Source organism: Bythopirellula goksoeyrii (genome assembly GCF_008065115.1).
Lineage (GTDB): Bacteria > Planctomycetota > Planctomycetia > Pirellulales > Lacipirellulaceae > Bythopirellula > Bythopirellula goksoeyrii.
Genome location: NZ_CP042913.1, coordinates 5,708,252 through 5,724,401 on the forward strand (window position 1 = coordinate 5,708,252; position 16,150 = coordinate 5,724,401).

The following is a 16,150-nucleotide window of genomic DNA, read 5'->3' on the forward strand; positions in this document are numbered from 1 at the left end:
GATCTACGCCCTTTGACAGGGGTGACAGATTCTCCTGTCGATCTCTGGTCATGATTGTAGAACCTCAAGACTCATGGGCTTGTCCTAAAGCCGGTTGAGCCAGAGCACCAGATCGCATCCCCCCAATCTCTTTTCGATGGCAAATCGATAATCCGCCGAGAAAGCCATGGGCGCCGATCCTCGAATTTCGGGTGATGCTGTACCCTGGGAATTGAGTGCGTCGGCCATTATGAGGTGCTGGCCCCCCTGCGCAACCCGATCGCCCACGCGTTTACCACGTGCAACGCCCCGCCCCACCGAGGGCGTGTGACACACGCATCAACATCGCGCACATTTTTCTGGACGATTTCGTGCGACCCAGCCCCGCAATCTAGTTACTCTGGCTTATGAAAGCGAACGTTGTCGGTCGCATGCGACTTGTCAACGCGAGCTTGTCCGTTTTGGCTCGGAAGTATTGTTGACTGGCCGGACGCCTTGTCATTACGCTTTCAAATACCTCGATCACACTGACTTTTCGATCACGATCACACTGACTTTTCTAAGAGCGCGTTGAATCCAAACGACTCATAATTGACCGCCGCGTGTGCGGAGAAGTGAATCGCGACGCTCGCCCTTGTTGAAGCACCATTACTCAAGCAGAGGGAATCCCGATGACTTACCGTAACTACCTAGCAACGGCCTTGGCTCTTGCATCCACTTTCGTTCTCTTAGCCGTCTGCAGTATTCCAACCTATGCCGTCACGCGCGACGACGCCCTCGCCGCGCGCTGGAAGCTGGGCGAGGACGCCACGCTCGGTGGCGTCACGGGCGTCGAGGTGATTTCCGTCCCAGACGCGACGGGCAACTTGGAAAACACCCTCACGCAACTTATCGATGCTGATCACACCCTGAGCACGAACGATCCGCAGCGCGTCCCGGGTTTCAACCCCGGGGGTTTTGCGACGCACTTCGACGGGGGGTTCAACGGGGTCGATTTCACCGGCGGGGGTGACGCTTTGATCACCCAGACAGCTGACCTTGACACCAATGCATCCCTCGATTTTGCTGATGGTCCCTTCTCGATCTCGTTTTGGACCCAGGTTTCCCAGGACAACGAACAGTTCGTAAAGTTCTTTGCTGCACGAGACCCAAGCGATGATCAACTATTTTATGAATCTGAGGTCTTTTTCGAAGGACCTAATTTCATTACGGGCGTCGGCATCCGGACCCCAACCGGCGAAGGCGGGGTCGGCACCGACTATGGCGGGGCGTTTGATTTTAATGGCTGGAACCTAATAACGATTGTGCGTGACAGGCCAGTAGGAGAAGACCCAACGATCGCCATATTTCACAACGGTGCCGAAGTTGCCAGAGAATTTGACGGTAGTGGCAGCCTGAGCATCCCTGGTCCTTTTGGTATCGGTGGCGAAAATGGGGCCGCTCCCCCGAACAGTGACATCAATGCGATCATCGACGAATTCCGCCTCTACAACGTCGCCCTCACCCCTGCGGAAGTCGCGGAGATCTACAACGGCGGCGACGGGGATGTGGCAGCGTCTTCGGAATTGCTCTTCCTGTGGGGCAATCGGGGGCTTACCGGCAGTTGGGGCGTTTCGGGCGGCTGGCAAAGCCAAGACCCGCCAGCCCTTCCTATGGATACGGCTGATATTCCAGTGAGTGGGGAGGAATTCTCCGACCCCGTTCAGGTGCTCATGGGCACGGTTTCCGTAGACACCGGCGATCAAGGCGCATGGTCGCTGCAGATCGACGCGGGGGCGGGCCTCAACGTGGCGAGCGGCAACAGCTTGCTCGTCCTCCAGGACGTGACGACCGCAGCGACCAGCTCGATCACCGTGGCAGGCACACTCACTGCGTCGACCATCGACGCCCAAGGAACCGTCACGTTCGCCGACGGCGTGCTCGCCGTCGGTGACGGAACGATCGCCGCAGCTGCGACCAGCAGCGACGCGACGATCCAAAACAGCGGAGAGCTCTCGGTCGGCCAAATGACCGTCGGCAACGGCGATGCGCTCGTGAAACAATCGGGCGGCACGTTGATCTTGGATCAATCGGGCGGCGCCAACAGTTTCGCCGCCGGCTCGTCGATCAACGTTGAGGGTGGCGCCCTGGCGGGAGTCAGCGACGCGACCAACAACGCGCTGGGATCGGCCGCCGTGAATATGGACGGTGGCAATCTCGTGCTCAGCAGTAGCCAGGCCGGCGCGGCGGCGTTCGACGTCGCCGTTGCGGTCAATTCCGACGGCGCCATCCGCGCCGCGCAGATCGGCACCGGGGCGCTGGCTAACGAGACGGTGACCCTTGGCGGGACCAACGGAGTTTCCTTGGCCACCGATGTCGTGGCAACGCTCGAAACGGCCGACGGCTATACGCTCAACCTGGCCGGCGACGTCGCCGGCGACGGGCGGCTCGCCTTCGCCTCCGGCGCCCAGGTCAATGTGACCGGCGCCGTCACTGCTAAGGTCGTCCAATTCTCGGGAGACACGAGCGGCATTACCGGCATAGGGAATGTCGCGCCGGGCGAGGCGTATCTATTCGCGCCCACAGAGGACGTGTCCGAGATGTCAGTTGGCTTCGCCATCAGCGGCAACTCCGATGTGATCGTCGAGGGACAGGTCAACGGCTCGGTGGCCCTAAGCGATTCAAGCTATACGGGGACGACGATCATTCGGCGTGGCACGTTCCGCACCGGCGGTGGGGGCGGCGGTCCGATTGCCGGCGACTTCGACGTCGATAGCGATGTCGACGGCGCCGATTTTTTGCTCTGGCAGAGAAATCCAAGCGTTGGCAATCTCGGTGATTGGCAAGCGAACTACGGCGGCGGAGGCGGAGGCGGAGGCTTGCCCGCCGCCAGCCTTCTGCAATTCGAAGGCGTAACTCCGGGCGACCTTGCTGTGCTGGAAAGCGCCGACGCGACGTTTGAGCGCAACATCGGCACGGGGGCCGGCGAAGTGACCTGGGCCGGCTCGGGCGGCTTCGCCTCCAAAGGAGGGGGCGCGGGCGGACTGACCGTCACGCTCAAGGGTGGCGCCGCGCTGAGCTTTAGCAGCGCCACTGCGGGCTTCAACGGCCATGCGTTGCAACTGGGATCGCCGACCGCCGACGGCAAGGTAGAATTGACCAACGATCTGAATCTGGAGAACGCCGAACGCGTCGTCCAAATCGCCGACAATCCCAACAGCGATCAGGACTTTGTGGAGATCTCCGGGGACATCTCCTCCACCGCCGGCGGAGCCGACGTACTGACGGTCACTGCCGAAAACGGCGAAGGGGCCTTCCAAAATGGGCTGCTGGTCCTGTCGGGCTCAAACAGCATGTCGAAGCTGCGTATCAAAGACGGGTCGGTCGACGTCAGCCTGCCGGCAGGGACCAATCTTGAGTTCGGCGGCAACGAGGGCGATCGTCCCGCCGTCTTGGTTGGTTCCGGCACGGCCAACCTCAACATCGGATCTGCCGGCGGCGAGGCGTCGTGGGCCGGTCCGGGCGGCTTCGGCGCACGCGGCGGAGATCTGACCGTGACGCTGGAAGGGGGCGCGACGTTGGCCTGGGAGGACGCCGACACCGGGTTCAACGGGGCGGAGTTGCAACTGGGTTCCAACCACTCCGATGGGACGACGACGTTCACCAACTCCGCCACCGGCTTCAACGGTGCAGCCGAACCTGCCGACCGCTTCATCAGGACCTTTGGCAACCCGCTCTCCGAATCCGACGAAATCCTCATCACGGGCGATTTCGTCGACGGGTTCAATGAGTTGTTACATTTTGGCAAAAACTCGCGAGTGGTCTTCAGCGGCGACATGACCACCTCTGGCTTCTGGGGGACGTTTGGGGGGTTCGGACCCTTTGTGCCCATGACGTCGCAGATAAGCGCCACCAGCAACGTCTCTATCGGGACCGACGCTGGTGTTTTTGATGCGGCCAACTTGTTCGTTAACACCCAGAATTTTGATGTCGCCGGCGGCCTGTTCGTCGAAGCCGGGGGCGCCAGCTTGGGCGGAAACGGAAAGATCTCCGTCGGCAGCCTGACTTTGAGCGGGTTAGCGCTTATCGCCCCCGGCAGTACCCTGCGACCGGGCCCCGACTTCGATGCCGTCGGCACGCTCGAGTTCGTGTTGGAAGAGCCGGGAAACGGAGGCGATTTTGAAACCAGTCGACTTCTAATGCTTACCGAGTCGACTTTCGAAATGGAGTTCATCAACGACGGCGGACTGCAACACGATTCGGTTAACGTCGATGGGGTGCTTGCCGGCCCGGTATTCGCTCAAATCATGTTGGGCGAGGGAGCCGAAGACGTGTGGAATCTAGAACTCGAGGCGCTCAACGATGTTAGCGGTCTGGTCACCGCCGGCGCGGAGTACGATCTGTTCACCTGGAATAATTTGATCGATTTAGTGATCAACGGCGAAAACATAACGGCAATGGGCGCGAACATGACTGGAGATGTGATGAACGTCGCGGTGAACTCCACCGATTTCACCGGCGGGACGGTTCACTACGAGATTTTGTCGGACTTTTCAGGACGCGTCTATGTAACTGGTCTCACTGCGGCAGCCCTCGCGGCCAGCACGGCCGTCCCCGAGCCGGCAAGCTGGGCCATGGCGGCGGTCGCCGTGGTCGGAATGGTTGCTCGCCGTCGACGCAAGCTCATGTAGATTCAGGCGACATTTCTAGCGAGGGTGGTTACAGAGGGTAATCACGGGGCCAGGGTCCGCCGCCGGGCGGCTCCTGGCCTCCGCCCTCCCATTGCGACGTGTTGTGACAGAACGAATCACGACAGCAGATCCGCTGTTGGGTTTGCTCCCCAGCCGGGGCAGCTGGGAGCAAACTTTTTTTGTCTTGGTGACTGATTGTCTTGGCGACTGATTGTTTTAGCGACTGAGTCATCCGCATGCGGAATAACTTTTCCTTTGATTCTGTTTAGTTGGCATAGGAGGGCTACATCGTGCGAAAACGTCAAACGGCCTGGAGTCAAACGGCCCGGACCGACCACGGTCGCCGCGTTGGTTTTACTCTCGTCGAGCTCTTGGTCGTAATCGCAATCATCGGTGTCCTGGTCGCGCTATTGCTGCCGGCGGTGCAGGCGGCGCGGGAGTCGGCTCGGCGGATCCAGTGTAGCAACCATCTCAAACAAATGGGGCTGGCGGTACACAATTATCACGGCGCCAAAGAGGGGATCCCGCCCGGTCACATCAATGGTCAAGGCGGCGTCTGCTGGCCAGTGTTGATCATGCCGTATATGGAATTGTCGACCTTGGTCGATTCGCTCGATCTGACCGTGTCCTACTACTGCCAACCGCCCGAGGCCGTACAGTTACAGATCCCCGGCTACTATTGTCCTTCGCGCCCTCGCGAGGTCACACTAAGCCATACCCTGTCGCTCCGATACGGTTGCCGGCAACGGGAGGGCGGCGCGCTGAACGATTACGCGATCAACGGCGGCAGCGGCGAACGCTATCCGTGGTTTGATGTCGATGACGGGCTTGGTTCCGGGGTGGGCTATCGACCCGACTTTCAAAGCGGGCAGTTTAGCGACGGCGGCAACGTGTTCAAGAACTGGCAGCACTTGCTGGGCTTCAAACACGTGACCGACGGACTCACGCAGACGCTGCTGATTGGGGAGAAATTCGTCCATCCCGATTTCCAAGGAGATGCCGCGAAGGGCGACGGCACGTTTTGGAACAGCGACTTGCACAGCCCGACTGTCCGCGTGGGCGGGGAGAATTACTGGCTATCCAGCTCTGACTTGGACGACACCGTCTTGGATGACCCGATCCATATGCCCTTTGGCGGTCCGCACCCGGGCATCTGCCAATTCGTCATGTGTGATGGCAGCGTTCAGGCAATATCGTCGACCATCAACACGACGGTGCTTGGCTATCTGGCGGACCGCGCCGATGGTCAGGTGCTCCCCGAAGCAGCCTTTTAGCGGATAGAGAGATGCCCCTGTCCAGCAGCAATAGAATGTCCAAACACTACGCTCTAGTACTCGTCGCCGCGGCAGCGACTGTCGTGTGCGGTTGCGGCGGCGGCGACTTGCCGACTTATCCGGTCTCCGGCAAAGTCGTGTTTGAGGACGGCCAGCCGTTGACCACCGGCGGAGTGGTTCTCTGCGATTCCGTGGATACTCGGTCGGAGGGCATGGGAGTCAACTCACGTGGAAAGATCAATGAAGACGGTACTTACGAACTGTTCACGTTTGAAAGGGGCGACGGGGCGGTGGTCGGCAAACATCGCGTACTCGTGCGCGCCCAGCGGGACGCAGACGACTACCTGAAACGGGGGATCATCCCGCGGCCGGTGATCGACGAGCGGTTCGAAGCCTACGAAACATCGGGCCTGGAGTTGAACGTCGACGAAGGCGAGAACGAATTCCAGATTGTCGTGGCGCGGCCACGACGAATCATCGAACGGCCCGTCCGGAACGAATGACCGTGGACTAGTTTTACGAGCGTCATTCCAGATCGAGTTGGGAAGCGGTTGACGGACGACGCACGGAGGGCGCTATGAGAGCAAGCAGAGCGGACGACGACCAAGGCTGCGGAAACCCTGAAGAACGCAGTATTTCGAAATCGATTGGACTGTGCAAATGGCGCGCAATCACCGGTTTTGGGCTGGTTCTATCACGGTCGCTTTAATTCCATTAGGAATGAAGGTGCTGGATTAATGAAGAAGAGTTAGCTTCGGAGAAAAAGAAGATGGGTAGCAAGCACGCGGGTTGTTCACCGAAGGCCAAAGTGGGAACAACTCAACATAGAACCTTAATCTCGGCTTATCTTGTGGGCCTCCTTTTGTGTGGCGGCCTATTCGGAGCTACCGCCGCTGGTCAAGCTGCCGAAGCCAGACTTATCATTCACGCGGACCGCGGAGAGCAGACGATCAGCCGCTACATTTATGGGCACTTCGCGGAACATCTGGGCCGCTGTATCTACGACGGCATTTGGGTCGGGGAAGATAGTCCTATCCCAAATACACGGGGCATTCGCAATGACATTGTCGAGGCCCTCAGGCAAATAGAAGTCCCTGTCATGCGCTGGCCAGGCGGGTGTTTCGCTGATGAGTACCACTGGATGGATGGTATAGGCCCTAGAGAAGACCGCCCCGTTATTCTCAATACACAGTCTGGTAAGAGACCCGAGAATAATCATTTCGGCACACATGAATTTATGGATTTCTGTGAGCAGGTCGGATGTGAACCATACATTTGTGGAAACGTTGGAAGTGGAACGGTGGAAGAGTTGTCCAAATGGGTGGAATACATGACCTTCGGCGGCTCCAGCACCATGGCAGATTTAAGGCGAAAGAACGGACGTGACAAACCCTGGAAGGTTAAGTACTGGGCTGTCGGCAATGAAAACGAGGGATGCGGCGGAAGCATGCCTCCTGAATACTACGCCTATCTCTACCGTCGTTTTCAGACCTATATGAACTCATACTCAGGCAATGAGCTCTACAAAGTTGCATGTGGTCCAATCGGTACGGATTTCAATTGGCTGGATGTTCTCATGGACAAGGCCACTGGATACATGAATGGAATCGCACTTCATAACTATGTGTGGTCAGGGGAACGCTCCCAATCATCAATCAATTTTGGAGAAGACGACTGGTTCTTCCTGCTGCGAAGGTCCTTTCGTCAAGAGGAGTTCATAAAGAGAAGTGTTGAAATCATGGACGAATATGATCCCGACAAAAATGTTGCAATCATCTTTGATGAATGGGGCGCATGGCATGAGGAGGTCATGCCTGGCGTGAATCCATTTGATTGCTATCAGCAGAGCACATTACGCGACGCAATGGTGGCTGCTATTCATTTCAATATATTTCATCGCTATGCCGACCGCATTCACATGGCCAACATTGCTCAAACCGTTAACGTGATTCAATCAATAATCCTGACCAAGAGTGAGAAGATGATATTGACGCCCACATACCATGTCTTTGATATGTACAAGGTGCATCAGGACGCCACATACCTTCCAATGCAAATCGAATGTGGAACTTATTCACATGAAGCGGCATTGACTAAAGAAATGTCGGACGATTCACGTGACAGACCTTATGTTGACCACTTTGGCCCTTTGAACAAAATACCCGTCCTCACAGCCACTGCTTCCCGTGATGCGTCGGGCAAGATCCATATAGCTATAACCAACGTAGATCCGAACAATGGCGCAACGGTGAACTGTGAGATACAGGGCGCGGACATCAAGAACGTATCGGGCACTATCCTGACCGCGCCGGAGATGAACACGCACAACACCTTCGACAAGCCGCATGCCCTCAAGCCGGAGGCTTTTGACGCTTTCGATCGGGAAGGTGAGAAGCTAGTGATCAGGATGCCGTCTAAGTCGATTGTCGCCTTGGAGCTGGACTGACGGTGGTGGGCGTACACACGCGCATCGTTAGCCTTATAACAATGGTTGCATAAAGGGAGGAAGAGTGTTGATTACCTTCAGACATCAGAACTTTCATCTTCTAATCAGGATGGCCATCGCGTCGGCTCTTGTGCTGGTTGCCGGGTTGGCCAACGGCGAAGCAACGCAGCAATCCACGGAATACAGTGCGTATCTAATGGCCTATTTCACGGATTACATTGACGATCCGTCGCCGGACAGGGCTTACGGATTGCGTTATGCCTACAGTAAAGACGCGCGTAACTGGAAAGCCCTGAACAATGGCAAGCCCGTATTTGACGCTAAGGCCTACCTGCGTGATCCCTTTGTAAAGAGGGTCAAAGGCAAGTTCCATATGGTTCACACAAAAGGGATGGAATACCCGACAATATTCCATTGGGAATCTACGGACCTCATCAATTGGAAAGGCGGCGAGATAGATGTAGTCCACCCGTCAGGCAATAAAGCATGGGCTCCAGAGTTCTTCTATGTAGAATCTGAGGATCTCTTCTACGTCTACTGGGCATCTAACTACGAAGATCTCCATACCATGCACTATGTAACGACAAAGGATTGGACTGACATTACGCCCGAAAGGTCAGACATCTTTTACAACATTGGAATGCATGACATCGATTTGACCATTGTTGAACATGATGGAACCTATTATGGCTTCCACAAACCGGGCGCTGCTGAGGATTTCATGGGAAACAGGCTGTCTGTTTCGAAAAGCCTTAAACCAGGTGAGGTGACCTTCGGAAAGGACGGGCCAGGCAAGGTCGTCTTCCCCGATTCACATAAGGGCGGAACCGAGGGCCCTGAAGTGATTAAGCTGATCGGGCAGGACAAATGGTATATCTACGGAGACCCCTTCGCAGCGCCTTTAGAAGCCTGGGAGACAACGGATTTTGTCAAGTACACCAAAATCCCTGTGACAACACCGTTGGGAGCGAAGCACTGCAGCATGATTCCGATAACCCAGAAGGAACTGGACACGCTCCTCAAGGAATATCCCAACACCCGAACGCCGGCTGACCCCGGCCAAAACGATAGCAGTTCCCAAAACTAGATGGTGAAGATGAACACAGGATGCGTGTTCTGAATTCGACATAAGATATCGGAGGAATTCCATGTTCAAACCCAAGACAGTTCTTGTCACCACAGTTGCCATATGTCTCTGCGCGGTCGGCGCGGTCGGCGCGTTTGCCGCTGACCGGGGAATCGAGATTACGGAGAAGTACCTGAATATTCCCGTCAAACATGGCGCGGACAAGGTTCTTATCAGCCTTCAGGTGGATGACGAGAAAGTGCGCGAATTCACAGTAAGTCTGGCTTCGGGCGAGCCTGACTATTGGATCTACCTGGAAGTACAGGAGTTCATTGGGAAAACGGGATTTCTATGGGCCTGGACACTGCCCGAGAGTCACTCGAAGGGCTTCGAGGCAATCTACTGTGACGACACCTTTCCCGGTGAACAAAACCTCTATAAGGAAGAACTTCGTCCCCAGTTTCATTTCTCCTCAAAGCGAGGCTGGACTAACGATCCAAACGGGCTGATGTACTACGAGGGCGAGTATCACATGTTCTACCAGCACAATCCGTTTGGCTGGGAATGGGGAAACATGACGTGGGGACACGCCATCAGCACCGACCTTGTCCATTGGGTCGAACAGGGCGACAAGCTGCATGCGGATGCGGGTGGCACCATGTTCTCCGGGTCAGGCGTGGTTGACTGGAACAACACCACAGGATTCCAGACTGGCGACGAGCCCCCCATGATTCTCATCTACACGATCGCCGGCAATAACAGCCCCTGGTCTGAGGGTAAGCCGTTTACCCAGGGCCTTGCCTACAGCAATGACCGGGGACGGACCTGGACCAAGTATGCAGGCAACCCTGTTCAGGAACGCCTGCGCAGGGCCAATCGCGATCCAAAGGTCCAATGGCACGAAGAACTCGGGGAATGGGTCATCGTAATGTACCTGCGCGCTCCCGACGTCGGCTTCTTCACATCACCGAACCTGAAGCGGTGGGAGCTTCGCAGCATGATGCAGTCCAACCATGAGTGCCCTGAACTGGTTGAATTGGCCGTAGACGGTGACAAGAGCAATACGAAGTGGGTTCACTATGCTGCACATGGTGAATATTTTATTGGAGATTTCAATGGCACAGAATACACAAAAGAAACGGAAGCGGTCCGTTTCAACTATGGCAACATGTTCTACGCCTCCCAGATGTTCAACGACATTCCCGACGAGGACGGCCGTGCCATTCAGATAGCCTGGGCGCGGGTCAACCTGCCGAACATGCCGTTCAACCAGATGATGACCTTCCCGGTTTCGTTGTCGCTACGCACAACTGAAGATGGACTGCGGATGTTTGCCTATCCCGTCGAGGAAATTGAGAAGATCCATGGCAAGCGGCACCAGTGGAAGAATGAAGAGTTTGAACCTGGCGAGAATCCGCTGGAAGAGGTGAAGGGCAATCTCTTTGACATAGATGCTGAGATTGATTTAGGCGACGCGGACGAGATTGGATTCGAAATCAATGGTTTTCCCGTGACCTATATCGTTGAAGAGAATCTCCTTATCGGTGGTACAGGCAATGAGGGAGACGAGTTCAGTCAGGGTGAAACAAAGGCAGAACTCAAGCCAGTCGACGGCAAAATTAGCCTCCGCATTCTCGTCGACCGGCCTTCAGTGGAGATCTTTGCCAACGGAGGTCGTATCTACATGCCGATGCAAGCCGTCCGCGACCTCCATAACAAGTCGCTGAAGGTCTACGCCAAAGGCGGGGCCGCCCGCATCGAGAAATTGACGGTTCACGAGGTGAAGTCCATCTGGCCATAAACAAGCCAGGTCTCATGACCAAGACAGTCCATCTCAAAGTGAATCATCATCTTGACCTAAGTTGGAAGTCCTGAAGGAGGTTGAACGAATGCAATATATTTCCTGTTGTGTGATAATTCTGATCTTGATGTTCTCCGCTGCTAATGTGGGGGCGGATGAAAACGCCGAACTGCAAGAGAGATTCTCCAAGTGGATCAACGAGCGCGTGAAGCAGGAGAAGCAGCAGCACGGATTTCATCGCGGGGCACATGAGGAGAAGCTCGCCGAGAAGCGAGGCATGAACATCCCGGATGGGAAGTATACCACCGATGAGCTTACGTTCGACGACACGTTTCAGGCTCCTGATGATCCGCAGCAATGGCCGCTCTGGCGTGATTGGCTGCATCAGTGGCGCTTAGACAAGCGGAAGGCCCTGGACTATGACGACTCGTACTACAGCGATGAGGCTTTCGCCTGGATCCCGTCCAACTATGTGTCAGGTTTACTTATGCTGTGGGACACGGCGCTATTGGACCCTGATGAAGGACGATACAAGGTTGAAGAGTTCATCGAGCACGGGAAGAAGGAATTCGGCGGATTCGACAGCGTCGTGTTATGGCTTCCCTATCCGATCCTCGGAATTAGCAAGCGGAATCAAACCGATGTCTACCGGGACATGCCGGGCGGCCTGGAAGGTGTACGCGCCATAACCGAGGTCTTCCACAAGCATGGTATTGAGGTGTTCATGCCGTTCCTGCCGTGGGACAGCGGAACCCGCCAGGAAGACAAAACGGATGCGGAAGTTTTGCTATCGACAACGGAAGCCATCAATGCGGACGGCATCTATCTTGACACGTGGTACGAATGCGCGCCGTTACGCCTTGAACTGGACAAGATTCGACCCGGTCTGGCAATTGACACTGAACTGCCCGTACCGATCGAGTATGTTGCAGAGCACCAGATGTCCTGGGGGCAAATGAAACCGTGGAGAACCTGGTTGTTCGAGGACAGTCGCGCGCCGAGTGTGATCAAGAGCAAGTGGTTGGAACGCAGGCACGTGGTGCGCCCCACGAACCGATGGATTCTCGAGCGTACGGGCGAACTTCAGGCCTCGTGGATGAACGGTACGGGAACCTTGATATGGGAGAACCGGTTCGGATGCTGGAACGGATGGGATGAGCGGGCACGTTCCATGCTGCGGTCGATGGTCCCGATCCAGCGACGTTATGTAAACCTGTTTGCCGGAGAGGGGTGGACCCCACTGGTGGAGCACAGGGGAAAGGACGTGTTTGCCAGCCTGTGGGAAGGCGATGGTTTAAGACTATGGACGCTTGTCAACCGGGCGGAGGCAGCTTACAGCGGGAACCTGCTGGCCGTACCCCATGATGGGAATACCCGGTACTTCGATCTGATGAGGGGCGAGGAAGCCAACGTGAAAATCGAAAAAGGCGTTGCCTCTATTGACGGGGAGATTGACGCGAGGGGGCTCGGCGGATTCCTGGCGCTACCTGAGGATGCGGTCACAAGGGATCTCAACGAGTTCCTGGAGGGGCAGGCGAAGATTTTCGGGAGGAGAAACTGGGATCCGACGTTCCCCGAAGGAAAGAAGCAGTTCCTCAATCCTGTTTCGCGAACACAGAAATACGATGTGGACAACAAGCCTGGGAACATGACTGTAATCCCCGCGACTGGGTCTCAACTCAAAAGAACTTTCAATGAAGGCGCGTTCCCGCAAGGTTTCCACGACACACTGTTGGAGGAGGTGAACGTGGAACTCTCTGAGTACGCGATTGATCTGACTCCAGTTACGAACGCGGAGTACGAGGAGTTCTTGAACGCATCGGGCTACAAACCGCGTCATCAGGTCAACTTCCTGAAGCATTGGGTCGACGGTAAGCCCCCGGCAGGTAAAGAGGATCATCCCGTGGTGTACGTCGATTTAACCGATGCTCGAGCGTATGCCCAGTGGGCGGGAAAGCGCCTGCCTACGGATGCGGAATGGCAATATGCGGCCGAGGGGCCGAAGGGCCTGAAGTATCCGTGGGGCGACACGATGGAATCGGACCGAGTCAACCCGGGTGACGCCACCACAAGTGTACGCGCGTTTCCTAAAGGACGCTCGCCTTTTGGCTGCTACGATATGTGCGGCAATACCTGGGAATGGACGGAGAGCGGACAGACGGACGATGGGCGAACACGTTATTGCCTCATTCGAGGAGGCTCCTATTTTAATGCCGAAAATTCAAGCTGGTATGTAGCCGGCGGGCCGCAGCCCTGTAACCGAGCGACGAAGATGCTGTTGGTATGGCCTGGCTTGGACCGCTGCTCAACGATCGGATTCCGATGTGTTGTAGATTTGAAGGACTGAGGCGTCGTGCAGAATCAGCTAAAAACGAACTCATTTATGGGAATTGTCGGATCCAATTGATGAAGCAATAAAAAACGCATGGAAAAGGAAGAAAGAATAATGATTGCCAGCTGGAAAAGCAACGGTGTTCCTCTATGGGGATGGGTCGCTTCGCTCGTTGTTCTACTCAATATGGGCCACTGCGTAGCCGTGGCGGACGAGCCGGAGCTATCAGGGATCGAGCGAAATCGCTATCTTCTGCTCGACTCGCGCATTATTGGCCATACTGAGAATGCAGAGTTGACCCTCGGTAGAGCTAAGAAGAGCAGTTCGAATCCGTTGTTCGAGGAAGACAAACCGTGGGAAGTGCGTTTTGACAACCTGTACGCGAATGTGATGTTTGACGAGGAGGAGGGGATTTACAAATGCTGGTACAGCCCCTTCATCAAGGACATCTCATCGAAGGGCATGACGATTTCGGAACGAAAAGAACGTGAGTACGCAGCGTCAACTAGGGAAATGGCTATCTGCTATGCTACATCCAAAGATGGTATCAACTGGGTAAAACCGGAATTGGGCGTTGTCGAATTCGAAGGGAGCAAAGCCAATAACATCCTGTGGCGTGGCACACCAAGGACAGGGTCAGAAAAAGGCGATGCGGGAACCTGGGCAGGACCCCACGGTTCAGGGATTTTCAAGGACCTCCGCGAACCCGATCCCAATCGCCGCTACAAGGCCCTTATCAAGTATGAGATACTTTCCGTTGCATTTTCCCCCGACGGCATCCACTGGGACGAGGCCATCGCCTGTCCCGAAGCCGATAGTGCCGGGGATACACATAACAATGCCTTCTGGGCGCCAACCTTAGGCAAATATGTGGGCATAACACGCGAGTGGGGCGAGCCGTTTGGCCGACAGGTTGCACGCACAACCAGTGAAGATTTCATCAACTGGGAAAAATGTGAGATCGTACTTGAAGGTATAGATCCGCGTTATCAGACATATTCCATGCCTGTTTTCTATCATGGCGGTATCTATCTTGGACTGGTTGCGATCCACGACCAGGAGGATGATCTTGTCTGGACTGAATTGACCTGGAGTCCTGATACGATAAAGTGGAATCGCGTATTACCCGGCACGCCGTTCATTGGCAACGACGGCAAAGAAGGCGACTATGACTGGGGCTGTGTTTATGCCGCGGCCGGTCCTGTATTTCTGGAAGATGAGATTCGCTTGTATTACGGCGGTAGTGACGGCCATCACAACATTTGGCGCAATGGCTACTTCTGTCTCGCGACTTTGCGGCCCGACGGTTTCGCAGGGTACAAACAAACGGAAACGATTAAGTCCGCGACGCTTAGGACAACTGCAATAAGCCCCGGAACGGGCCCCTTGCAAGTTTCCGCAGACATTGCCGAAGTGGGATATGTCAAACTTAGAGTATTCGACGAGAATAACGAACAAATAGCCGAAAGCGAGCCGCTCCACGGCTTATTGTCAGACGAAGAAATAAGCTGGCAAAACGGATTCAACGCCTCGGAGCAGGAGAAAATTAAGATCGAATTCGAGTTTCAACACGCGACCATCTACTCGTTCAACTTCGGGAACTAATACGGAATAGATAAGACCTGTAATGTTGGGCAATGCTAACACCTCTGCAGGTTAGCAGCCCGTTGATTTATTCAATGGGCTGTTAGGAGAGAAAAAGGGGCAATTGGGCTCTAGATGAAGCGGCGACAATGGGGGCGCACGGCGCCGATGACGGGACATAATGTGGAAGCGAAATCCGATTTGTTTGTCTACCGGGAACTTACGGACCAAGAAAAAGATTTCTATGCCGATCAAGGCTATTTGAACTTGGGCCGGCTCTTGACCGAGCGCGGCGTCCGGCAGATGCTCGATGAAGTCATGAGCGTCTGGACCGCTGAGAAAGGCCCCGCCAATCCTGACAAGACATGGCTAGAGAACGCCCTGCGCCCGGACATTCATCATTGTTCCGATGCGGTGCGCAAGTATTATTTCAGCGGGCCCTTAGTCGACATCGCGGAACACCTCATTGGGCCAAATATCAAAGGCGCAACGTCGCAATTGACGTTCAAGATGCGCGGAAACACGATGCCTTTTCCTTGGCACCAAGACAACGCTTATGGCGAGTTGGATCCGTACAACGCACTCACGTGCCTGACGGCGCTGGACGACACGGACCTCGACAACGGCTGCTTGTGGATTATTCCTGGCAGCCACAAACAGGGCCAGTTAGCATTTGCGCGGTCCAAAGTAGATCGAGCCGCTCTCCGCCCGGTCGAAATGAAGGCCAATGAAAAAAACGCGATTCCTGTTCCCATGAAGGCCGGCGACTGTCTCGTCTTTCACTGTCACATGATGCACCGCTCGGAAGGTAATAGGTCGAAGGACCGCGATCGGCGTGTCTTGTTCTTGCGCTATGCCGATGCCGATGCCGTCGAAGTCTATAATGATCGAAAGCCGCGCCTGGGACGTCTGATTCGTGGAACTACGATTTTCCCAGCGGTGGAAGCCTTCGAGGCGGACTTGCCGCTGGATTAGGCTTACCGGAGTAAATTCGTTAT

General features: G+C 55.5%; 9 protein-coding genes. All 9 read left to right on the forward strand.

Translation table 11 applies throughout. The annotated features are described in order from the left end of the window. Positions 1-650 precede the first annotated feature (650 nt). Complete coding sequence (locus Pr1d_RS22510; protein ID WP_148075639.1) at positions 651-4,649, forward strand: LamG-like jellyroll fold domain-containing protein; 3,999 nt, start codon at positions 651-653, stop codon at positions 4,647-4,649. Positions 4,650-4,939: 290 nt separating this feature from the next. Next, positions 4,940-5,923 (forward strand): DUF1559 domain-containing protein, encoded by a 984-nt coding sequence (locus Pr1d_RS22515; RefSeq protein WP_148075640.1) that lies wholly within the window; start codon positions 4,940-4,942, stop codon positions 5,921-5,923. 35 nt (positions 5,924-5,958) lie between these two features. Next, positions 5,959-6,426 carry a hypothetical protein gene (locus Pr1d_RS22520; RefSeq protein ID WP_148075641.1) on the forward strand — a complete coding sequence of 156 codons (468 nt, stop codon included), beginning with the start codon at positions 5,959-5,961 and terminating at the stop codon, positions 6,424-6,426. Between the two features lie 266 nt (positions 6,427-6,692). Next, positions 6,693-8,369: an alpha-N-arabinofuranosidase gene (locus Pr1d_RS22525; protein ID WP_148075642.1), complete on the forward strand. Its 1,677-nt coding sequence runs from the start codon at positions 6,693-6,695 to the stop codon at positions 8,367-8,369. Between the two features lie 64 nt (positions 8,370-8,433). Beyond that, on the forward strand, positions 8,434-9,456 hold the full coding sequence (locus tag Pr1d_RS22530) for a glycoside hydrolase family 43 protein (protein WP_148075643.1): 1,023 nt from the start codon (positions 8,434-8,436) through the stop codon (positions 9,454-9,456). A 61-nt stretch (positions 9,457-9,517) separates the two neighbouring features. Continuing rightward, positions 9,518-11,236 carry a GH32 C-terminal domain-containing protein gene (locus Pr1d_RS22535; RefSeq protein ID WP_148075644.1) on the forward strand — a complete coding sequence of 573 codons (1,719 nt, stop codon included), beginning with the start codon at positions 9,518-9,520 and terminating at the stop codon, positions 11,234-11,236. An 88-nt stretch (positions 11,237-11,324) separates the two neighbouring features. Next, on the forward strand, positions 11,325-13,583 hold the full coding sequence (locus tag Pr1d_RS22540; protein WP_148075645.1) for a formylglycine-generating enzyme family protein: 2,259 nt from the start codon (positions 11,325-11,327) through the stop codon (positions 13,581-13,583). Between the two features lie 99 nt (positions 13,584-13,682). Beyond that, positions 13,683-15,173, forward strand: coding sequence for a glycoside hydrolase family protein (locus tag Pr1d_RS22545; protein WP_148075646.1), 1,491 nt, complete (start codon positions 13,683-13,685; stop codon positions 15,171-15,173). A 114-nt stretch (positions 15,174-15,287) separates the two neighbouring features. Further along, a complete protein-coding gene (locus tag Pr1d_RS22550) occupies positions 15,288-16,127 on the forward strand; it encodes a phytanoyl-CoA dioxygenase family protein (RefSeq protein ID WP_148075647.1) in 840 nt (279 codons plus the stop codon). Positions 16,128-16,150: the final 23 nt, after the last annotated feature.